Origin of the sequence: Serratia sp. OLAL2, from assembly GCF_002752475.1 — a bacterium.
In the GTDB taxonomy this organism is placed as follows: Bacteria; Pseudomonadota; Gammaproteobacteria; order Enterobacterales; family Enterobacteriaceae; genus Serratia; species Serratia bockelmannii.
Genome location: NZ_MSTL01000018.1, coordinates 262,691 through 284,343, shown reverse-complemented (window position 1 = coordinate 284,343; position 21,653 = coordinate 262,691). Strand labels below are relative to the sequence as shown.

At 60.2% G+C, this 21,653-nt stretch carries 20 protein-coding genes; 9 read left to right on the top strand and 11 right to left on the bottom strand.

Annotated elements, in window-relative coordinates:
- Positions 1–855 carry a LysR family transcriptional regulator gene (locus BVU99_RS14855; RefSeq protein WP_049205484.1) on the bottom strand — a complete coding sequence of 285 codons (855 nt, stop codon included), beginning with the start codon at positions 853–855 and terminating at the stop codon, positions 1–3.
- A gap of 99 nt (positions 856–954) precedes the next feature.
- Between BVU99_RS14855 and gloA the strand changes: the two genes are divergently transcribed.
- Positions 955–1,482: a lactoylglutathione lyase gene (gene gloA, locus BVU99_RS14850; protein ID WP_099817198.1), complete on the top strand. Its 528-nt coding sequence runs from the start codon at positions 955–957 to the stop codon at positions 1,480–1,482.
- Positions 1,483–1,669: 187 nt separating this feature from the next.
- The gene (locus BVU99_RS14845; protein ID WP_025303013.1) at positions 1,670–3,604 is read left to right on the top strand and encodes an exoribonuclease II; all 1,935 of its coding nucleotides are present in this window, start codon (positions 1,670–1,672) and stop codon (positions 3,602–3,604) included.
- A gap of 65 nt (positions 3,605–3,669) precedes the next feature.
- Here the strand turns inward: BVU99_RS14845 and BVU99_RS14840 are convergent, their stop codons facing one another.
- Together BVU99_RS14840 and BVU99_RS14835 are read right to left on the bottom strand one after the other, a co-directional pair.
- Positions 3,670–4,980, bottom strand: coding sequence for an MFS transporter (locus tag BVU99_RS14840; protein WP_025303014.1), 1,311 nt, complete (start codon positions 4,978–4,980; stop codon positions 3,670–3,672).
- A 30-nt stretch (positions 4,981–5,010) separates the two neighbouring features.
- Positions 5,011–6,174: a M20 aminoacylase family protein gene (locus BVU99_RS14835; protein WP_049207447.1), complete on the bottom strand. Its 1,164-nt coding sequence runs from the start codon at positions 6,172–6,174 to the stop codon at positions 5,011–5,013.
- A 385-nt stretch (positions 6,175–6,559) separates the two neighbouring features.
- Between BVU99_RS14835 and BVU99_RS14830 the strand changes: the two genes are divergently transcribed.
- The gene (locus BVU99_RS14830; protein WP_025303016.1) at positions 6,560–8,626 is read left to right on the top strand and encodes a carbon starvation CstA family protein; all 2,067 of its coding nucleotides are present in this window, start codon (positions 6,560–6,562) and stop codon (positions 8,624–8,626) included.
- Positions 8,627–8,674: 48 nt separating this feature from the next.
- Here the strand turns inward: BVU99_RS14830 and fsa are convergent, their stop codons facing one another.
- Positions 8,675–9,340: a fructose-6-phosphate aldolase gene (gene fsa, locus BVU99_RS14825; protein WP_049205488.1), complete on the bottom strand. Its 666-nt coding sequence runs from the start codon at positions 9,338–9,340 to the stop codon at positions 8,675–8,677.
- A 149-nt stretch (positions 9,341–9,489) separates the two neighbouring features.
- Between fsa and BVU99_RS14820 the strand changes: the two genes are divergently transcribed.
- From BVU99_RS14820 to osmB, 4 genes are all read left to right on the top strand, one after another.
- Positions 9,490–10,389, top strand: a complete 900-nt coding sequence (locus BVU99_RS14820; RefSeq protein WP_049205489.1) for a glycyl-radical enzyme activating protein — start codon at positions 9,490–9,492, stop codon at positions 10,387–10,389.
- 4 nt (positions 10,390–10,393) lie between these two features.
- On the top strand, positions 10,394–12,826 hold the full coding sequence (locus tag BVU99_RS14815) for a formate C-acetyltransferase/glycerol dehydratase family glycyl radical enzyme (RefSeq protein ID WP_043140649.1): 2,433 nt from the start codon (positions 10,394–10,396) through the stop codon (positions 12,824–12,826).
- A 50-nt stretch (positions 12,827–12,876) separates the two neighbouring features.
- Positions 12,877–13,623 (top strand): DNA-binding transcriptional regulator YciT, encoded by a 747-nt coding sequence (locus BVU99_RS14810; protein ID WP_004930631.1) that lies wholly within the window; start codon positions 12,877–12,879, stop codon positions 13,621–13,623.
- 280 nt (positions 13,624–13,903) lie between these two features.
- The gene (gene osmB, locus BVU99_RS14805; protein ID WP_004945176.1) at positions 13,904–14,122 is read left to right on the top strand and encodes an osmotically-inducible lipoprotein OsmB; all 219 of its coding nucleotides are present in this window, start codon (positions 13,904–13,906) and stop codon (positions 14,120–14,122) included.
- Between the two features lie 190 nt (positions 14,123–14,312).
- Here the strand turns inward: osmB and yciH are convergent, their stop codons facing one another.
- Both yciH and pyrF read right to left on the bottom strand, forming a co-directional pair.
- Positions 14,313–14,639: a stress response translation initiation inhibitor YciH gene (gene yciH, locus BVU99_RS14800; RefSeq protein WP_025303019.1), complete on the bottom strand. Its 327-nt coding sequence runs from the start codon at positions 14,637–14,639 to the stop codon at positions 14,313–14,315.
- Between the two features lie 10 nt (positions 14,640–14,649).
- Entirely contained in the window at positions 14,650–15,378 is a 729-nt protein-coding gene (gene pyrF, locus BVU99_RS14795) for an orotidine-5'-phosphate decarboxylase (RefSeq protein ID WP_025303020.1), read from the bottom strand.
- Positions 15,379–15,707: 329 nt separating this feature from the next.
- Between pyrF and BVU99_RS14790 the strand changes: the two genes are divergently transcribed.
- Both BVU99_RS14790 and BVU99_RS14785 read left to right on the top strand, forming a co-directional pair.
- Positions 15,708–15,968, top strand: a complete 261-nt coding sequence (locus BVU99_RS14790; protein ID WP_025303021.1) for a YdgH/BhsA/McbA-like domain containing protein — start codon at positions 15,708–15,710, stop codon at positions 15,966–15,968.
- 172 nt (positions 15,969–16,140) lie between these two features.
- Positions 16,141–16,440: an Arc family DNA-binding protein gene (locus BVU99_RS14785; RefSeq protein ID WP_025303022.1), complete on the top strand. Its 300-nt coding sequence runs from the start codon at positions 16,141–16,143 to the stop codon at positions 16,438–16,440.
- A gap of 61 nt (positions 16,441–16,501) precedes the next feature.
- Here the strand turns inward: BVU99_RS14785 and lapB are convergent, their stop codons facing one another.
- From lapB to BVU99_RS14760, 5 genes are all read right to left on the bottom strand, one after another.
- The gene (gene lapB, locus BVU99_RS14780) at positions 16,502–17,674 is read right to left on the bottom strand and encodes a lipopolysaccharide assembly protein LapB (protein WP_025303023.1); all 1,173 of its coding nucleotides are present in this window, start codon (positions 17,672–17,674) and stop codon (positions 16,502–16,504) included.
- A gap of 6 nt (positions 17,675–17,680) precedes the next feature.
- Positions 17,681–17,983 carry a LapA family protein gene (locus tag BVU99_RS14775; protein WP_025303024.1) on the bottom strand — a complete coding sequence of 101 codons (303 nt, stop codon included), beginning with the start codon at positions 17,981–17,983 and terminating at the stop codon, positions 17,681–17,683.
- 295 nt (positions 17,984–18,278) lie between these two features.
- Positions 18,279–19,076 carry an SDR family oxidoreductase gene (locus tag BVU99_RS14770; protein WP_060433167.1) on the bottom strand — a complete coding sequence of 266 codons (798 nt, stop codon included), beginning with the start codon at positions 19,074–19,076 and terminating at the stop codon, positions 18,279–18,281.
- Positions 19,073–20,596 carry an FGGY-family carbohydrate kinase gene (locus tag BVU99_RS14765; protein ID WP_099817197.1) on the bottom strand — a complete coding sequence of 508 codons (1,524 nt, stop codon included), beginning with the start codon at positions 20,594–20,596 and terminating at the stop codon, positions 19,073–19,075. Before BVU99_RS14765 ends, BVU99_RS14770 begins: the two co-directional genes overlap by 4 nt.
- A complete protein-coding gene (locus BVU99_RS14760) occupies positions 20,589–21,653 on the bottom strand; it encodes an ABC transporter permease (protein WP_060447744.1) in 1,065 nt (354 codons plus the stop codon). Before BVU99_RS14760 ends, BVU99_RS14765 begins: the two co-directional genes overlap by 8 nt.

The window sequence follows — 21,653 nt, the reverse complement described above, 5'->3', positions numbered from 1 at the left end:
TCACGCCGGGCGCGCCAATATTTCCAGGATAGTCTGCAACTCGTCGGACAGCTGATGCCGTCGCCAGACGAAGTACAGATCGCTCACGCCCTCCTCACCCATTTCCACCACCTTCAACCCTGGTGCCGGCAAGATCAGCGGCAGCAACGAACCGGGCACGCAGGCCACGCCGCAACCGGCCTGCACGCATGCCGCCATCGCGGCATAAGACTCCATTTCCAGCGTCATGCGCGGTTTCAGCCCGCGCGAGGCCAGCCAGTGATCCACCTTCAGGCGAAACGAACATTCGCGGCTGAACGTGTAAAACTCCAGCGGCACCAGCGTAGCGGCGTCGGGTTCCCCGACATCGGCCGGCATCAGCAATACCAGCCGTTCATCGAATGCCTTTTGGCTGGCCAGTAACGGATGCTCAATCGGGCCGTCGGTGATCGCCAGGTCGAGATCGCTGTCGATCAGCATGCGTTCCAGCACCAGCGAGTCGCGGCTCAGTACGTTGATGTGCAGATGAGGCTGTAAACGGCGCAGCCTGGCAATACGCGCCGGTAAATGGCTGACCAGCGAGAAATCCAGCGCCCCGAGGTTCAGCAGCCCATGCTGATGCTCGCCGGCGAACAGCTGCTTGCTGCGCTCCGCCTGCGCCACGATGTCGCGCGCCTGCTGATAGAACAGCCGCCCTTTGGGATTGACGTACAGCCGGTTCTTGTCGCGGAAAAACAGCTCGCCGCCCAGCGACTCCTCTAGTTCACGCAGCCGCAGCGTGACGTTGGAAGGCACGCAGTGCAGCTCGCGGGCGGCGGCGGCGATGGTTTTGTGTTCCACCACGGTGCAGAAAAACTTCAGCTGGCTCAGCTTCATCTATCATTCACTTTTAGTTAGTGTTTTAGTTAAAAACAATTACTTTAGATTAGCATCGATTTCACCTACAGTCTGCCAACACCCTGAGGAGGATCACTGATGCCACTGAATGATTTACTGACGCTGCCCGGCGTGGCAGCCCAACCGGACGCGGTAACCGACGGTTACGTGTTCAACCACACCATGATCCGCGTGAAGGATCTGTCCAAAGCGCTGGATTTCTATACGCGCGTGCTGGGCTTTACCCCGGTCTATCTGGAAGAGTTCAAAGAAGCCGCTTTCACCATCTGCTACCTGACGCGCAGCCCGCGCGAGCAGATCCCGCAGGATGACGACGAACGCAAACGCTGGGCGCTGAGCCAGCCGGGTATTCTCGAGCTGACCCATAACCACGGCACCGAAAATCAGGCGGATTTCCACTACCACAACGGCAACAGCGAACCGCGCGGCTTTGGCCACCTGTGTGTCACGGTGCCGGACGTGCGCGCCGCCTGCGAGCGGTTTGAGCGCCTGGGCGTCACCTTCCAGAAACGCCTGCATGAAGGCCGCATGAACTACGTGGCGTTCATTCGCGATCCGGACGATTACTGGATTGAAATCCTGCAGCCGACGCCGCTGCGGGACTGATTGTCCCACGCCCTTCACCCCGGCCTGCGCGCCGGGGTTTTTCATCGTTCGCCCTTCGATTGACCATTCTTGCGCAAAATCGCGCGGCAACGCGGGGTTCCGTGACGTTAGGCTTGCTCGCAGCGGGTGATTCGCGTAAAACTGTCAGCCGCAAATCTTGCCACTCACAACCCATTCACTGGACGATATGTTTCAAGATAACCCGCTGCTGGCGCAGCTTAAACAGCAACTTCACTCTCAGACCCCGCGCGTTGAAGGCGTCGTGAAAGGGACCGAGAAAGGCTTTGGCTTTCTTGAAGTAGACGGTCAAAAAAGCTACTTCATTCCACCGCCGTACATGAAGAAAGTCATGCACGGGGATCGCATTATCGCCACCCTGCACACCGAGAAAGAGCGCGAAATCGCCGAGCCGGAAACCCTGGTCGAGCCGTTCCTGTCGCGCTTTGTCGGCCGCGTGCAAAAGCGCGACGATCGCCTGTCCATCGTGCCCGATCATCCGTTGCTGAAAGATGCGATTCCGTGCCGCCCGGTGCGTGAACTGACCCACAACTTCCAGGCCGGCGACTGGGCGGTGGCGGAAATGCGCCGCCATCCGCTGAAAGGCGATCGCGGCTTCAACGCCGACCTGACCCACTTTATCACCGAAGGCGAAGACCATTTCGCCCCGTGGTGGGTGACGCTGGCGCGTCACAACCTGGAAAAAGAGGCGCCGGAGATGCAGGCCCTCAGCGAGCCGGACGCTGCGCTGGTGCGTGAAGATCTGACCGCGCTCGAATTCGTCACCATCGACAGCGCCAGCACCGAGGACATGGACGATGCGCTGTACGTGACCGACAACGGTGACGGTTCGCTGCAGTTGACCATCGCCATCGCCGATCCGACTGCCTACGTCGAACAAGGCAGCAAGCTGGACGATATCGCCCGCGTGCGCGCCTTCACCAATTACCTGCCGGGCTTCAACATCCCGATGCTGCCGCGCGATCTGTCGGACAACCTGTGCTCGCTGCGCCCTAACGAGCGCCGCCAGGTGCTGGCTTGCCGCGTGACCATCGCCGCCGACGGCGCGCTAGGCGACGATATTCAGTTCTTCGCCGCCGAGATCGAATCCAAAGCCAAACTGGTGTACGACGAAGTCTCCGACTGGCTGGACGGCATTGCCGGCTGGCAACCGCCGAGCGACGCCATCGCGCAACAAATCACCCTGCTGAAGCGCGTTTGCGATGCGCGCAATGCCTGGCGCCACCAGCATGCGCTGGTGTTCAAAGATCGTCCGGACTACCGCTTCGTGCTGGGTGAAAAAGGCGACGTGCTGGAGATCGTTACCGAGCAGCGCCGCAGCGCCAACCGCATCGTTGAAGAGTGCATGATCGCCGCCAACGTCTGCGCCGCCATCGTGCTGCGCGATCGCCTGGGCTTCGGCGTGTACAACGTGCACACCGGTTTCGATCCTGCGCTGGTTGAACAAGCGGTCACCGTGCTGCAGGCCAACGGCGTGGAAGCCGAAGCCGAGAAGCTGCTGACCCTCGACGGTTTCTGCGAACTGCGCCGCCACCTGGATGCGCAGCCGACCCAATTCCTCGACAGCCGCATCCGTCGCTTCCAGACCTTCGCCGAGATCAGCACTACGCCGGGGCCACACTTCGGTCTGGGGCTGGAGGCTTACGCCACCTGGACATCGCCGATCCGTAAATACGGCGATATGGTCAACCATCGTCTGCTGAAGGCGATCATCAACCAGCAACCGGCGGAAAAGCCACAGGATGACGTCACGGTGCAGCTGGCGGAGCGCCGCCGCCTGAACCGCATGGCGGAGCGCGACGTCGGCGACTGGCTGTACGCCCGCTTCCTGCAGGACAAGGCCGGTACCGATACCCGCTTCAACGCCGAGATCATCGACGTGACCCGTGGCGGCCTGCGTGTACGCCTGCTGGACAACGGCGCGGTTGCCTTCATCCCGGCACCGTTCATTCACGCGGTGCGTGACGAGATGCAGTGCAGCCAGGAAACCGGCACCGTGCAGATTAAAGGCGAAGTGGTTTACCGCCAGAGCGATACCTTGCAGGTCACCATCGCCGAAGTGCGCATGGAAACCCGCAGCGTGATCGCCCGCCCGGCGGCCTGAACGCCAACCTGAAACGGTCGCAACGCAAAGCGCCGACGGTGAAAACCGCCGGCGTTTTTTTTCGGCTAGCGCAGCGGCTCTCCGCCGGTTTCACGCAGCAATGGCAGCACCGCCAGCGAAGCCAGCGTAGCCACCATCAGATAGACGGCGGGCGCCAGCAGCGAACCGCTCAGCGCGATCGACTGCGAAGCGATGTACTGGGCGAAGCCGCCGAAGATCGCCACCCCGAGGCTGTAGACCAACGCAAACCCCAGCGCACGAATGCGCTGCGGGAACAGCTCCGAAATCATCAGCATGGTCGGCACCGAACCGAGCGTGGTCAACCCGACCAGCACCGCGACGATCAGCAGCAGCACCGCAGGATGCGGCACCGCGCTCAGCCACCAAAACGCCGGCAGGGCCACGATCAGAATCGCGATCCGCGACCCGCGGATCAGCGGCAGACGGCCGTAACGATCGCACCAGCGCCCGACCAGCAGACTGCCGCCGAAGGTGATGAGCCCCGCCAATAGCATCGCGGCATAACCGTAGGCCTGCGCCATTCCCAGGTATTTCACCGCGTAGGTGCCGAGATAATACATCGAGATGTAAGTGGCGACGGTGGCGCCGATGGTCAGCATCACACCGAGCACTACCGCCCGCGAGTGCTGGCGCAGCTGAGCAGGCGGCTCGTGAGCCCGCGCCACCGACGGCCGATCGCTTTCCAGCCCGAGACGCAGCCAGCAACCGAGCGGCGCCAGCGCCACGCCGATAAAGAATGGAATGCGCCATCCCCACTCGGCCATGGCGTTCGGTTCGCCGGAAAGCACCGGCAAGGCCGCGCTGAGCGCCAGCGCGGTGACGCCGCCAACCACGGTGGCGATGCCCTGCGTCGCCAGTGACCAGCTGGAATAGAAACCGCGCCGATGGGGCGGCGCCGACTCCACCAGCAACGACATCGACGCCCCCACCTCGCCGCCCGCCGCTACGCCCTGGATCAGACGCGCGGCCACCAGCGTGGCGGTTCCCCAATAGCCGGCGCTGGCGTAGGTCGGCGCAAAGCCGATCATCGCCGTGCCCAGGCTCATCAAGGAAATCGTCAGGATCATCGCCGGCTTGCGGCCACAGCGATCGGCATAGGCGCCAATCAGAATGCCGCCCAGCGGCCGCATGAAAAAGCTGACGCCGAACGTGGCAAACGCCAACAGCAACGCCAGATGCGGATCGCTAGACGGGGGAAAAAACAATACGCTGATATAAATAACGAAGAAGTTATAAATACCGAAATCGAAAAACTCCAGCGCATTACCGAAGGAGGCGGCGAATATGACCTTTTTGCCACCGACCTTCGGGGCCGATATTATTTCCGTTTGGGTTTCAGCCGTATTTTCACTCATCATTATCTTCCCTGTTATTATTTTTCGCGTTTATTTTAAATACGCTTCCGCCAACGCTCCCCAATACTGGCTGCCGGCCGCCAGACAGCCGTCATTGAAGTCATATCCCGGGTTATGCACCATGCAGCTGCCTTCGCCATCGCCGTTGCCAACGATCAGGTAGCAGCCCTGCGGATGTGCATCGAGCATGAAGGCGAAATCTTCGCTGCCCATCAGCGGCCGGGCACCGTAGTGCGCGCGGGCGGCGCCGAACTGCTGCTCCGCCACACGGTGGGCAAAGCGGGTCATCGCTTCTTCGTTGACCAACACCGGCGTACCGTTAACGTGCTCCACCACCGCGTGGGCACCGAAGCTTGCCGCCTGCGCCTCGATCAGCGCCGGAATGCGCGCCAGCAGGGTTGCGCGCGCCTGACGATCCAGAGAGCGTACGCTGAGCTTCATTTCCGCGCTGTCCGGGATCACGTTGGCCGCCTCACCGGCCTTGATGCTGCCGACGGTGATCACGGCCGCCTCCAGCGGATCGATATTACGCGAAACGATGCTCTGTAGGGCGACCGTGATATGCGAGGCCACCAGCACGGGATCGACCGCCAGCTGCGGGATGGCGCCGTGGCCGCCACGCCCCTGCACCCGCACGTTGAACTGATCCATCGAGGCCATAAACGGACCGTGTTGGAAGAAGAACTCGCCGAGCGGCATCCCCGGCATGTTGTGCATGGCGAAGATGGCGTCGCAGGGGAAGCGCTCGAACAGCCCCTGTTCCACCATGCGCGCGCCGCCGTTCAGCATCTCTTCCGCCGGTTGGAAAATCAGGTGCAGCGTGCCGTTGAAGTTGCGCGTTTGCGCCAGATAGCGGGCGGCACCGAGCAACATAGTGGTGTGACCATCATGGCCGCAGGCGTGCATGCGGTTGGCCACGCTGCTGCTCCAGGGCTTGCCGTTGTTCTCTTCGATCGGCAGAGCGTCCATATCGGCACGCAATCCGAGGCGTTTAACGCCGTCGCCCACCCGCAACGTACCCACCACGCCGGTGCCCGCCAATCCGCGGTGCACCTCATAGCCCCACGAACTCAGATAATCCGCCACCAGATCGCTGGTGCGAAACTCTTCGAAACCCAATTCAGGGTGCTGATGAATATCGTGCCGAATGGCCGTGAGCTGCGGTAAATACCCTTCGATGATTTTATTTATCATAATTAAATTCCTTTCGTAGCTTTATTATTTATTTGATGAATGATTAAGCCTGCGGGTGAAAATAAAGGTATAACACGGCATGAATAATTTTATTTCGGCACGCCTCGACAGATAAAATAATAATCCGCCAGACACTGTGCCCAGATAAAAAACGACGATAATTCGCTGTGCGCGCCGTGAAAATGCAGAATGAATAACTGCTCAGGATGGTGTGGGCGACAGCCTGCGCCAACGCGGTTTCATCACGTTGTTTTTACACTAAAACCCCACCTGCTTCACATTTCTCATCCGACCTGCCGCGGTTCGGCGGCAAAACTTCTACTGTTAAAACGTCATTCCTAATAACAACGTTGATTTTTACCTCTGCACGCCAAGGAGTTGTTTCATGAAAAACATCAGGTCCGGATTTATCTGGCTGCTGGTGGCGTTGGTCGGCGCCTTCGCTTTCGCCATGCTGGCGCTCAGCCGTGGCGAGCACGTCAACGCCGTCTGGCTGGTGGTCGCCGCCGTCGCCTGCTACAGCATCGCCTACCGCTTCTACAGCCGGTTCATTGCCGACAAGGTCTTTGAACTGGATGACCGTCGTCTGACCCCGGCAGAACGTCACAACGACGGCCTGGACTACGTGCCCACCAACAAATGGGTGCTGTTCGGCCACCACTTCGCCGCCATCGCCGGTGCCGGGCCGCTGGTGGGGCCGATCCTGGCCGCGCAGATGGGCTTCCTGCCGGGAACCATCTGGATCCTGGTCGGCGTCATGCTGGCCGGCGCGGTGCAGGATTTCCTGGTGCTGTTCATCTCCACACGCCGCGACGGCCGTTCGCTGGGGGAAATGGCCAAGCAAGAGCTGGGCGCATTCGCCGGGGTGATCACCATGCTCGGCGCACTGGGGGTGATGATCATCATCCTGTCGGCGCTGGCGCTGGTGGTGGTAAAAGCGTTGGCCGACAGCCCGTGGGGGCTGTTCACCATCGCCGCCACCATCCCGATCGCCCTGTTCATGGGCATCTACATGCGCTTTATCCGGCCGGGCAAAATCGCTGAAATTTCGGTGATTGGCTTCGTGCTGATGCTGCTGGCGATCGTTTACGGCGGCAACGTGGCGCAAGATCCCTATTGGGGGCCGTTCTTCACGCTGCACGGTACCACCCTGACCTGGGTGCTGGTGATCTACGGCTTCGTCGCCTCGGTGCTGCCGGTGTGGCTGCTGCTGGCGCCGCGCGATTACCTTTCCACCTTTATGAAAATCGGCGTCATCATCGGCCTGGCTATCGGCATCGTCTTCGCCATGCCGGAGATGAAAATGCCGGCGGTCTCGCGCTTCATCGACGGCAGCGGCCCGGTGTTCGCCGGCGCCCTGTTCCCGTTCCTGTTCATCACCATCGCCTGCGGCGCCATTTCCGGCTTCCACGCGCTGGTCTCCAGCGGCACCACGCCCAAGCTGGTGGAACGCGAAAGCCACATTCGCTTTATTGGCTACGGTGCCATGCTGATGGAGTCTTTCGTCGCCATCATGGCGCTGATCTGCGCCTCGGTGCTGGATCCGGGCGTTTACTTCGCCATGAACTCGCCGGCGGCACTGATCGGCACCACGGTGGAAAATGCTTCGCAGGTGATCAACAGCTGGGGCTTTATCGTCACGCCGGAAACGCTGGCGCTGATCGCCAAAGAGGTGGGCGAGAACTCCATCCTGTCGCGCGCCGGCGGCGCCCCGACCTTCGCCGTGGGCATGGCGCACATCATCAGCGAGGTATTCAACAGCCGGGCGATGATGGCCTTCTGGTACCACTTCGCCATTCTGTTCGAAGCGCTGTTCATCCTGACCGCCGTCGACGCCGGTACCCGCGCCTGTCGCTTTATGGTGCAGGATTTGGTGGGCGTGGCGGTACCGCAGTTGGCCAACAACCGCTCCTGGTTCGGCAACCTGGCGGGCACCACGGTGGCGGTGGCCGGTTGGGGCTTCTTCGTGTATCAGGGCGTGGTCGATCCGCTCGGCGGCATCAATACCCTGTGGCCGCTGTTCGGTATCGGCAACCAGATGCTGGCGTCGATGGCGCTAATCCTCGGCACCGTGGTGCTGTTCAAGATGAAAAAACAGCGCTACGCTTGGGTCACCATTTTACCGACCGCCTGGCTGTTCGTGACCTCCATGACCGCCGGCTGGCAGAAGATCTTCCACGAAAAACCAAGCATCGGCTTCCTGGCGCAGGCGAAGAAGTTCTCCACCGGCATCGAGCAAGGCACGATCATTGCGCCGGCCAAGTCTTTGAAAGACATGGAAACCATCGTGTTCAGCAACCAGATCAACGCCGCGCTGTGCGGGTTCTTTATGCTGGTGGCGGTAACCATGCTGATTGCCGCCTTCTTCGCGATCCGCCGGGCGCTGCGTTCCGAACAGCCGACGACGCACGAGGTCGGCGCCGCGCTGCGAGAGGAGACCGGCCGCGGCTAAACGAACCGAGCATCAAGCAAGGGCGCCGCGGCGCCCTTTTTACTGGCTTTAGCCTAACAGCGTGGAGCCGAACGCCCCCTGCCAATCCTGCTCGAACTTCTCGACCGCGGCCTGCACCGCCGGCGCACTGAGGAACTGCTCCGCCACATCCACCGGCAGCGTGATGGCCTGGCAGCCCGCCAGCAGGCATTCCAGCGCCTGGCGCGGTGTTTTGAAGCTGGCGGCCAGCACCTGCGCCGACGGCGCGTGCAGGCTCAGCAGCTGCTGCAGCTCGTGCACCATTTCAATACCGTCGCCGCCCTGCGCGTCAACCCGATTGACGTAAGGCGCCACATATTCCGCCCCGGCCAAGGCGGCCAACAGCCCCTGCCCGGCACCGTACACCGCGGTGCCCAGCGTCGGGATGGACATCGTTTTAAGCTTCTTGATCGCCGCCAATCCCTCCGCGGTTGCCGGGATCTTCACCACCAGCCCCGGTACCCGCTGGCTGAGCAGCGACGCCTCCGCCACCATGCGCTCCGCATCGGCCGCCATCACCTGCGCGAATAGCTTGCCGGTGCCGCCAAGGGCGTCGCGCAGCGCAGGCAGCACTTCCCAGATCGGCTTGCCTTCCTTCGCCACGATGCTCGGGTTGGTGGTGACGCCGTGCAGCGGCAGAATGCGCGCCAGGCGTTTTACCGCGGTCACATCGGCGGTATCGAGATAAAGCTCCATCACGGACTCCTGTGTCATGTTCTGTGGGCGGATTCAAACTCTGATCATCATAGGGCAAAAACCCCGTCAACTTTTGATCAAAATCAATTCAACTTTCATTCGAAAGATCTTTAATGGCGAAAGATTCAGCAACGCCAAACGGGTGATTCATGTTCTTCAATCTGCAGCGCTACTCGACCCATGATGGCCCCGGCATCCGCAGCGTGGTCTTTTTAAAAGGGTGCCCGCTGAGCTGCCGCTGGTGTCAGAACCCGGAAAGCCGCTCGCGCCACGCGGATCTGCTGTTTGACGAGCGCCTGTGTCTGAGCGGCTGTACGCTGTGCACCGAGCGCTGCCCACAAGGCCTGCTACGTGACGAGGGCGCACTGACGCTGCGGCGCGACGTCATCAGCGCAGACGACTACGCGGCGCTGGCCGCCGCCTGCCCAACCGGCGCGCTCAGCCTGTGCGGCAGCGTGGTCAACCCCGACGATATCATGGCCGAGGTGATGCGGGATAAGCCTTTCTACCTGCGCAGCGGCGGCGGTTTAACGCTGTCCGGCGGCGAACCCTTTATGCAGCCGGAAGTCGCGGCGGAGCTGCTGCGGCGCGGTCGCGAAGCCGGCATCCACACCGCCGTCGAATCCTGTCTGCACGTGCCGTGGCATTACATCGCCCCTTCGTTGCCCTGGCTGGATCTGCTGTTGGCCGATCTCAAACACACCGATGAAGCGCGTTTCAAAACCTGGACCGGCGGCTCGGCCCGCCGGGTGATGAACAATTTTCGCCGGCTGGCGGCGCACGGCGTGCCAATGACCGTGCGCGTACCGCTGATCCCCGATTTCAATGCCGATCGCCACTCTGTCCGCGCGATTGTCGACTTCGCCGCCGACGAGATCGGCGTATCGGAGATCCACTTTCTGCCGTACCACACGCTGGGCATCAACAAGTATCACCTGCTCGGCGAACCCTACCGCGCCGCCCGCACACCGCTGGACGCGCCCGATCTGCTGGCCTTCGCCGAAACGTACGCCGGCGCCAAAGGCCTGACCGCCATTTTGCGAGGATAACGCCATGACCACATTGGATTTGACCACCCTCAGCGCCCGTATTCAGGCGCATAAGAACGCGCTGATCCACATCGTCAAACCGCCGGTGTGCACCGAACGCGCGCAGCACTATACCGAGGCCTATCAGCAGCATCAGGATCGGCCGCTGCCGGTGCGCCGTGCGCTGGCGCTGGCCAACCACCTGGCGAAGCGCAGCATCTGGATCGCCAACGACGAGCTGATCGTCGGCAACCAGGCCAGCGAGCTGCGCGCCGCGCCGATCTTCCCCGAATACACCGTCGGCTGGATAGAAAACGAGATAGACCAGTTGGCAGACCGGCCGGGTGCCGGCTTCTCGGTCAGCGAAGAGAATAAGGCGATTTTGCACCGTCTGTGCCCATGGTGGCGCGGCCAAACGGTGCAGGATCGCTGCTACGGCATGTTCACCGACGAACAAAAGGCGCTGCTGGCCACCGGCATCATCAAGGCCGAGGGCAACATGACCTCTGGCGACGCCCATCTGGCGGTCAACTTCCCGCTGCTACTGGAACAAGGCCTCGACGGCCTGCGCGAAAAAGTGAACGCGCGCCGCAGCCGCCTGCGCCTGACCGAGTGGGAAGATCTGCACAAAGCGCAGTTTCTCAACGCTATCGATATCGTGCTGACGGCGCTGAGTGAGCACATCCTACGCTTCGCACGCCTGGCGCGCGATATGGCGCAACGCGAAACCCGCGACTGGCGTCGCACCGAGCTGCTGGCTATCGCAGACAACTGCGACCTGATCGCCCATCGCCCGCCGCAAACCTTCTGGCAGGCGCTGCAACTGTGCTATTTCATCCAGCTGACGTTGCAGATCGAATCCAACGGCCATTCGGTTTCCTTCGGTCGCCTCGACCAATATCTTTATCCCTGGTATCGGCGCGACGTGGAGCTGGAGCAAAACCTGGCGCGGGAAGACGCCATCGAGCTGCTGCACAGCTGCTGGCTGAAGCTGCTGGAGATCAACAAGATCCGCTCCGGCTCGCACTCCAAGGCCTCCGCCGGCAGCCCGCTGTACCAAAACGTCACCATCGGCGGGCAAAAACGGGTCGATGGCCGGCCGTGTGACGCGGTCAATCCGCTGTCCTACGCCATTCTCGAATCCTGCGGCCGCCTGCGTTCCACCCAGCCCAACCTCAGCGTGCGTTACCACGCCGGGATGAGCGCCGATTTCCTCGACGCCTGCGTACAGGTGATCCGCTGCGGCTTCGGCATGCCGGCATTCAATAACGACGAAATCGTCATTCCCGAGTTCATCAAGCTGGGGGTCGAGCCGCAGGACGCTTACGACTACACCGCCATCGGCTGTATCGAGACCGCCGTCGGCGGCAAATGGGGTTATCGCTGCACCGGCATGAGCTTCATCAACTTCGCCCGCGTGCTGCTGGCGGCGCTGGAACAAGGCCGCGACGCCACCTCCGGGCAGATCTTCCTGCCGCAGGAACAGGCGCTGTCCAAAGGAAACTTCGCCGATTTCGAACAGGTCTTAACCGCCTGGGATCGGCAAATTCGCTACTACACGCGCAAGTCGATCGAGATCGAGTGCGTGGTGGACAGCGTGCTGGAGGAGAACGCCCACGATATCCTCTGCTCCGCGCTGGTGGATGACTGCATTGAACGCGGCAAAAGCATCAAGCAAGGCGGCGCCAAATACGACTGGGTTTCCGGCCTGCAGGTCGGCATCGCCAACCTGGGCAACAGCCTGGCGGCGGTGCGCAAACTGGTGTTCGACCAAGGGGCAATCGGCCAGCAGCAGCTGGCGGCCGCGCTGGCCGAAGACTTCGCCGGACTGGATGGCGAACAGCTGCGTCAGCGGCTGCTCAACGCCGCGCCCAAATACGGCAACGATGTGGACGAGGTCGATCGGCTGCTGGTGCGCGCCTACCAAACCTACATCGAAGAACTGAAACAGTACCGCAACACCCGCTTCGGCCGCGGGCCGATCGGCGGCGGCTACTACGCCGGCACCTCGTCGATTTCGGCCAACGTGCCCTTCGGCGCCGCCACCCTGGCCACGCCGGATGGGCGCAAGGCGCACCAGCCTCTGGCGGAAGGCGCCAGCCCGGCGTCCGGCACCGACCACCTGGGGCCAACGGCGGTGTTCAATTCGCTCGCCAAGTTGCCAACCGAGGCGATCCTTGGCGGCGTGCTGCTCAATCAAAAGCTGAATCCGGCGACGCTGGACAACCCGCGCGATCGGGAAAAGCTGATGCTGATGTTGCGCACCTTCTTCGAGAGCTATCGCGGTTGGCATGTGCAGTACAACATCGTGTCGCGCGAAACGCTGCTGGCGGCGAAGCAACACCCTGACCAATATCGTGATTTAGTGGTTCGCGTAGCTGGCTATTCCGCTTTCTTTACCGCATTATCCCCTGAGGCGCAGGATGATATTATTGCGCGCACAGAACATACTCTTTAAACCTTTGACTCTTAGCGGCCGCGCCTTGGCGGCCGCATCATCAGGCCGATATGAATTTACGACAACAGACCATATTGCAGTTGGTTAACGATCGCCGGCGGATCAGCGTCAATGAGCTGGCGCGGGCCTCGGGCGTATCGGAAGTCACCATCCGGCAGGATCTCAACCTGCTGGAAAAACGCAGTTATTTGAAGCGCGTACACGGTTCCGCCGTGGCGTTGGAAAGCGACGACGTCGACGCTCGCATGATGTCCAATTTCACCCTCAAACAACGATTGGCACAGTACGCTGCGGCGCAGGTCAACGACGGTGAGACGATCTTCATCGAGAGCGGCAGCGCCAACGCCCTGCTGGCGCGCTACATCGCCGAACGCAAGCGTATTACGCTGATCACCGTCAGCCACTATATCGCCAACCTGCTGAAAGAAACCGACTGCGACGTGATTGTCCTCGGCGGCATGTATCAGAAGAAAAGCGAGACCGTGGTCGGCCCGCTCACACGGCTGTGCATTCAGCAGGTGCATTTCAACAAGGCGTTTATCGGCATTGACGGCTTTCAGGCCGAAACCGGCTTTACCGGCCGCGACATGATGCGCGCCGACGTGGTCAGCGCGGTGCTGGCCAAGGGCGTGGAGAATATCGTGCTGACGGACTCCAGCAAATTCGGCCAGATCCAACCCAACCCGCTGGCGCAGCCGGGGCAAATCAGCCGAGTGATCACCGATTCACGCCTGGCGCTGGAGTATCAGCATCAGCTGAAACGCCAGGGCGTACAGGTGGAGCTGGTCAACGAATAACGCGGGCCGCCACCGCACCTCTCGCGTCGCGCGGGCCACGCCGCGCGCCGTTTCCCTTGTGCAACGGGATTTTAAGACTATTTACCTGTTTATCCTTTCAGAGAAACCTATACTCAGTTTCGGTCACTTTTGGGCCGTAACCTGCTAATTATTCGGCCGTTAACAAAAAGTGCCATTTTTTATATCGATACTGTACGGGAATCAACAGCAGGCCTGATTTATGGTTAGCGCCTATACTTAGAGGGCACTTCCATATAGCCAATGCTAAGGAGAAGTCATTATGATGATTATCAATAAACGTTTCGCCACCGCCGCTCTGGCTCTGACTCTGGCGTTTTCACTGAGCGCCTGTTCCAACATGTCCAAACGCGATCGCAACACCGCTATCGGCGCCGGCGCCGGTGCAGTCGGCGGCGCAGTGCTGACAGACGGCAGCGCGTTGGGCACGCTGGGTGGGGCTGCGGTAGGGGGCATCATCGGTCACCAGGTTGGCAAATAACCTTTCCGATGTTCCTCTGCCGACAGGCGGGCAAAAGCGCCGAGGCGCTTTGACGTATTAACCAGAATAACGATGATTTCAGGTCTGCTTTACTTTAAGTCTATGGTTCTTTCGCCGTTAACGGGCTAACCCCCGGCAGCAACAGCCTCAAGCCATGCCGCAGCATTGCACTGCGGCATGGCGATTCGCCTCAACCGCCCGCCAGTTTGACCTTCATGCCTTTGGCTTCCAGTAGCTGTTTGAGCAGATCGCGTTTATCGCCCTGGATCTCGATGATCCCGTCTTTCACCGAACCGCCGCAGCCGCATTTCTTTTTCAGTTCGGCCGCCAGTTTGTCGAGCGCAGCGTCATCCAGATCGACGCCGGTAATCAGGCACACGCCCTTCCCCTTGCGGCCGCTAGTCTGACGCTGGATGCGCACGATGCCGTCGCCCTTGGCGCGTTGCGGTTTAACGTCTTCCTGCTTGATGCGGCCGGTGTCCGTGGAATACACCAGGCGGCTGTTATCGTCATTCATCGGCGGTTCCTCAGGCCAAAGAGGCGCGGATCGCGCGCAGCGTCGCGGCCGGATCCGCAGATTGGGTGATCGGACGCCCAATCACCATGTAGTCCACGCCAGCGGCCTGCGCCTGCACTGGCGTCATAATGCGGCGCTGATCGCCCGCCGCGCTGCCTTCAGGGCGGATCCCCGGCGTCACCAGCTGGAAAGCCTGCCCGCAGGCGGCCTTCAGGCGCTGCGCTTCATGAGCCGAACACACCACGCCGTCCAGCCCGCAGTCGCGGGTCAGGCGCGCCAGGCGCTCGGCGTGTTCCGCCGGGCTGGCTTCGATACCAATGCCGCGCAGGTCTTCCGCTTCCATACTGGTGAGCACCGTCACGGCGATCAGCAGCGGCGCATCCGCCCCGAATGACGTCAGCGCTTCTTTAGCGGCGGTCATCATGCGCGCGCCGCCGCTGGCGTGGACGTTGACCATCCAAACGCCCAGCTCGGCCGCCGCCGCGACCGCATGCGCGGTGGTATTGGGAATATCGTGGAATTTCAGGTCAAGAAATACGTCGAAGCCACGCCCGTGCAGATCGCGCACCAGCTGCGGCCCGAACAGCGTGAACATTTCTTTGCCCACTTTCAGCCGGCAGTCTTGCGGATCGATACGGTCGGCGAACGCCAGCGCGGCATTCTTATCGGCGTAATCTAACGCCACAACGATTGGAGATGATTTTAAGTCATTGTTATTAGCGTTATTTTCAGACTTCATTTCTTCTACCTTCTGTAAAATAGACATAATCAGGGACTCACCCGCGAAACTGACCGCCGCATTCTACATGCCGGGGGCCAGAAATCCCAGCCGCAGCGCGCACCGGCGCTCTGTCATGTTACCTCTCACCTTTGTCATGGCGCGTCAACGAAAGCGCGCCAGCGATAAACCACGCAGCGTAAAACGCCGTAAAGATGCGTAAATTATCAATCAAATATTTTGAATAAATTACTCAGCATTATCAGATTTTCAATCGGCCAAGATGCTTTATTATTCACCACATCGGAAGCGAATGGCTTCCTTCCTAAATAAACAGACTGGAGTCACCTATGAAAACCATCAAATATTTTGCAGCCGCTGCCGCTATCGCACTGACCTCTTTCGCCACTTTCGCCGCTGAGCCGATCAGCAGCCAGCAGGCCGATAGCCTGACCGCCACCGGCGTCGTTTCCGCAGGTCATGCGACCACCCTCAGCAGCCTGGAGAAAAAACTGGCCGCTAAAGCGGATGCCCAGGGCGCCAGCAGCTACCGCATCATCTCCGCCGGTGGTAACAACATGCTGAGCGGCACCGCGGTCATCTACAAATAATGTTTCCGGTACAGGGCCCGCTCGCTCGGGCCCTGCCTCTGTTTCCCGCCTGAAAAAACCGCATCTTGCTCGCCTTACACTGTTACAAAAATATTAAATTTTTATTACACACTAGACACCCGATCGCCAGTGGCTTAGCTTGAAGGCATCTTCCTGCAGAAAGGCTTTCAAAATGAGCGAGATATCGACACTTACCATTAAAATTCCTCTGGCACTGAAGGAAAAAATCCGCGCCGCCGCCGCTGAAAACGAGTTTTCATTGAGCGTGGAAGTGTGCCAGCGCCTGGAAAGCAGCTTCAGCGCCCCCGCCGCCAAGGCAGAAAAACCGACCAAAAAGGCGGATGAGCTGCACCACGGCGAGATCGACAATCAAAGCACTGAAGAAGAGATTGAACAGCCGCTGAGCCAGAAAGAGCTGAAGAAACTGCGTCAGCTGTTGAAAACTGGCGCCAAAGGCGGCAAGAAAAAGTAAGCGATGAACGTAGAAAAACGGGGCGATGAATCGCCCCGTTTTATTTTGTCGCGCCGCCGCGTTATTGTCCGTCCAGACCGCGGATCGGTTTGACCGATGACCAGGCGCGGCACGACGGACAATGCCAATAGAGCGAGTGTGCGGTAAATCCGCACTTGTGGCAGCGGTAACGCGGCTTGGTGCGAATTTGCTCGCCGACCATATCGCGCAACAACAGCAGACTCTCTTTCGCACGGCCGTCTTCGGCGTCCGCCAGGTGATAATCCATCAACCGATAAAACACCCGCATAGTAGGATGACGCTGTAGCTGACGGTTGATATAGACCTGCACCACGTCGCGCCCTTCGTGCTGCTCGATGATCTCGGCCAACATCAGATCGGCGGTAGCGCCGGTGTTCTCTTCTACGCAGCGCTTAAGGAATTCAGCCCAGTTGTGCTGTTGTTCCGGCAGATGCGTGTAGCATTCCTGCAGCATCGGCAGCGTTTCGCTGACCAATTCTTTGTCCTGGCTCAGTACGCGCTGCAGCGACTCTGCCGCTTTGGCGTAGTCGTTTTGCGCCATGTAGATGCGCCCGAACATGATGGATACTCGTGCACACTGTTTATCGGCCGCGTCCGCACGCTTAAGTAAGCTCATCGCCCGATCGAGATCGTCGCTGCCCATCGCCTGCAATGCCAGCTCACAGTAGAAATGCGCAATCTCGACGCGCTGTTTCTCTTTGCCCAGCTTGACCAGCTTTTCCGCCACGTCGATGGCTTTCTGCCAATCGCTGGTGGCCTGATGGATCACCAGCAACTGCTGCAGCGCCGATACGCGGAAATCCGCTTCGTCAGTCAACTGGCTGAACATGTCTTCCGCGCGATCGTACAGCCCGGCCGCCATATAGTCGCGGCCCAGCTGCTGTACCGCCAGCAGGCGCTGTTCGAAGGTCAGGGAAGCGCTTTCCATCAAAGCCTGATGGATGCGGATGGCGCGGTCGACTTCACCGCGCGAACGGAACAGGTTACCCAGCGTCAGGTGGGCTTCAACGGTGTTGCTGTCCTCTTTCAACATATCGAGGAACAGATCGACCGCCTTGTCCTGCTGGTTGGAAAGCAGAAAGTTCACCCCTGCCACGTATTCGCGCGACAGGCGGTTGGCTTCTTGCTGTTTATCCTGCTGAGCGCTTCTGCGCCCCATGTACCAACCGTACGCGGCAGCCACGGGCAGCAACAGAAACAGCAGTTCTAACATAGAGGGTTATTCCTTGCTGACAACGGCCTGAGCCGCCGGTTCAGCGGGCTGCTCAAGCTGCAGCTCCAGCCTTTTGATCTTGCGCTCGGCGCGGCCCAGCGCAATGCGCGTGCGCAGGTAGAACAAGCCGCAAATGATCCAGCCGAGAACGAAGCCGGCGCCAAACAGCGTGGCCAACAGGGTCGATACGCGATAATCGCCCTGCGCAACCAGATAGTTAAAATTGACCACCTGATCGTTATGCGCACCCAAAGTGACGGAAATCACGAAGATCACCAGAACCAACAAAAAAATCAGCAAATATTTCACATTCTTTCCCGCGATGCCGAGTGAATCGGATGAACGATGCCAAAACGTGGCGTCCCTAACCCTTAAGTTAGCATTTCCCGCTGCGGCAGGGAAACCCTGCGGCACGATAAAACCACATATCTGCTGGCATATTCGGCAGTAAACGGCTTTAGCGAACAAATTGATGAGAAAGCTTCTCAAAACGTCGAATTTATAAGGATATGGGGGCAACCGCGTGGATTGCAATGGCGGGAAAATGTAAGCGATTGATGCGGCGCCGATCCGACGCCGCGGCGCTTTTTGTGACATCGTCACGTTAAGACATGATTAACCCGCCATCCACATTGATGGTTTGGCCGGTGATATAATCGGCATCATCTGAGGCAAGGAAGGCCACGAGACCCGCCACATCTTCGGGTTGCCCGGCACGCTTGAGCGGAATACCCGCCACCCACTCGGCCATCAACTCCCCTTTGCCGTAAGTTTTTTCCGGGCCGCTGAGAATTTCTCCCCAAACGCGGTCGTTATATTCCCACATCTCGCTTTCAATGATGCCGGGGCAGAATGCATTGACGGTGATGCCATGTGGCGCCAGCTCAAGCGCTAAACTCTGCGTAATGCCGATCACCCCCATTTTGCTGGCGGCGTAATGCGGTGTGTAAATAAACCCGTTACGCCCCTGGCCGGAAGAGGTGTTGATCAGGCGCCCCTTGCGCTGGCCGACCATATATTTAGCCGCCTCCCGGCAACAGAGCCAGACCGCCGTAGTATTTACCGCCAACACTTTCTCAAAATCGCTTTTGGGCATCTGGTCAAAACGATCGATAGTGATCACCCCGGCGTTCTGAATAGAAACGTCGATCGCGCCAAATCGCTCCCAGACCTGACGATAAAAATCAACTACCTGTGCTTCATCGGTAACGTCGAGGATGACCGGCAGCACCGCCACCCGATAACGCTGGCGCAGCGTTTCCGCCGCGGTCAGAATGCGCTCCGCATTCGATGCGATCGCCAGATTGGCACCCAAACTGGCGAAATGCTCGGCGATACCGGCGCCAATGCCGCGGCATGCGCCGGTAATCACCACGGTTTTCCCCGTGAAGTCACGATTCATGATTGTTCTCCTGTCATCAATGAGGCCGTCTGCGGCCGCCACAAGGTGCGCTGTACCGCCTGCCGCCACGCGCTGTAGTTTTCCTGCAGCTGCCGGTGGCGCTGCATATCGGGTTTAAACTCATCATGTTGAGGCAACAGTGCCGCCAGTTGCCGATCGGTAGCGCCCCACAGGCTGCGCATCGCCATCAACGCCGCCCCCAGGGCCGACAGTTCCGCCGTGTTGCTGCGCCACACCGGGCAACCCAGCAGATCGGCCTGAAACTGCATCAGCCAGTCATTGCGGCTGGGGCCGCCATCGGCCATCAGCCCCTGCAGCGCAAAACCCGGTTGTTGCCGCAGTACGCCGATCACATCGGCGATTTGATAAGCCACCGATTCAAAAGCGGCCCGCACCAAATGTTCTCGCCGCGTGCCGCGGCTGAGCCCGCAAATCACGCCGCGCGCCTGCTCATCCCACCAGGGTGCGCCGGCACCGGTCAGCGCAGGTACAAAATAGACGCCATCGCTGTCGGGCACGCGAACAGGCAGTTCACTCAACGGCGCTTTCCCCTCCGACGGCATGGCGGCGATATCCAGCATCCAGGCGATAGCGTCGCCGGTGTGGGGAATATTGCCCTCCAGTGCGTACTGCATGCGTCCACCGTCATGCCAAGCGATGGTCGTTGCCAGAGCGCTCGTATCGCATTGCGCGTCGGCGATTGGCGCCATCACCGATGATCCGGTGCCATAGGTGGCTTTGACCTGCCCAGCCTGACCCAGCGCATGGCCATAAAGCGCCGCATGCGAATCCCCTACCATCGCAGCAATTGGAATGCCGTCGGCAATGCCGTCCAATCCCAACGTCGTACCGAACAGATGGCTGGAGGGATGGATCGTCGGCAGCGCCTGACGGGGAATATTGAACAGCGCCAGCATCTGCTCGTCCCAATCGCCGGAAACAAGGTTCAGCAGCTGAGTGCGAGCGGCGTTGGAGATATCGCAACCGAATGCCTGTCCTCCGCTCAACTGCCACAGCAGCCAGGCATCGATGGTGCCCAGGCACAGCTCGCCGTTCTCCGCCAACCGCTGTCCCTCTTCGCAGTGATCGAGCAACCAACGCATTTTCGACGCCGAGAACAAGGGTGAAAGCGGCAAACCGGTGGCGCGACGCACTGCTTCCTCCTGCCGATCGCGCCGCAGCCGTTCGCAGAAATCGGCGGAACGCGCGCATTGCCAAGTTAAGGCAGGCCCGATAGGCTGGCCGTTGGAACGCCGCCAGCCGATGGCGGTTTCACGCTGGTTGCTGATGGCGATACCGGCAATGCGGGATGATCCGGCTAACGCAATAGCCTCCCGCAATACCGCCAGAGAGGCCGCCAGCAAGGTCTCGCCCCGTTGCTCCACCCAACCGGGCTGCGGCGTCTGCAACGTCAGTGGCCTGCTGGCCCTGGCGACGATCGTACCCTGCGCATCCACCACCACGGCCTTGGCGTTGCTGGTGCCCTCGTCCAACGCGACAATGCAATCCGCTTTAACCATGGCTCACCTCAGCCAGCGGCTGCACCGCTTTTTTTTCCTGGCGCTGCATCAAAATGACCTTGCTCTGCAAACGCTGCTGGAACTGGTCAATCACCACGGCGGTGACGATCACCAGCCCTTTAATCACCATTTGCCAGAATTCGCTGACGCCCATCATCACCAAGCCGTCCGCCAGAAAAACGATCACAAAGGCGCCGATGATCGAACCGAATACCCTGCCGCGGCCACCGCTGAGCGCCGTACCACCCAGCACCGTCGCGCCGATGGCGTCCATTTCGAACATATTGCCGGTCATCGGGTGCGCGGTTTGCAATTGAGAAGCGATGACCAGCCCCACCAGCGCCGCGCACAGCCCGGAAAACGCATAGACGAACATTTTCACTTTGACGATCGGCACCCCCGACAGCCGCGCTGCCGGCTCATTGCCGCCAATGGCATAGATATAACGGCCCAGCGGCGTTTTCTTAGTGAGATAGATCCCCAACAACACGATGGCCAACATCAGCCAAATCGGGTTGTAAATTCCCAGGAAGGTGCCGGACCCCAGGGCCGCGAAACCGGTGTTGCCCAGCGCTTCCATGCCCACCAGATTGGGATAGGTTTTGCCGTCCGCCGTCAGCAACGCGGCCCCACGCGCCACGTACATCGCCCCCAGGGTGCAGATGAATGGCGCAACGCCGAGCCGCGTGATCAGCGTGCCGTTGATCAAACCCAACAACACGCCCAACAGCGCCACCGCGCCGATCACTTCAAAAACGTTGAGAAACAGCCGATTGCCCTCCCACAGCGGGATACCGACGGTCAATAGCGCACCGGCAATCATCCCGCACAAACCTGCCACCGCGCCGACCGACAAGTCGATGCCACCGGTGAGGATCACCAGCGTCATGCCAACCGCCAGCAGCCCGGTAATCGCCACGTGCTGTGTCATGATCAGCAGATTAGAGACGGTCAGAAAATTCGGCACCATGCTGCTGAAGAACAGCACCACCAGCAACAGGGCGATGAAGGTGCGCGCCTGCAGCAAATACATATACAACCGATACTTGGTTTGCAT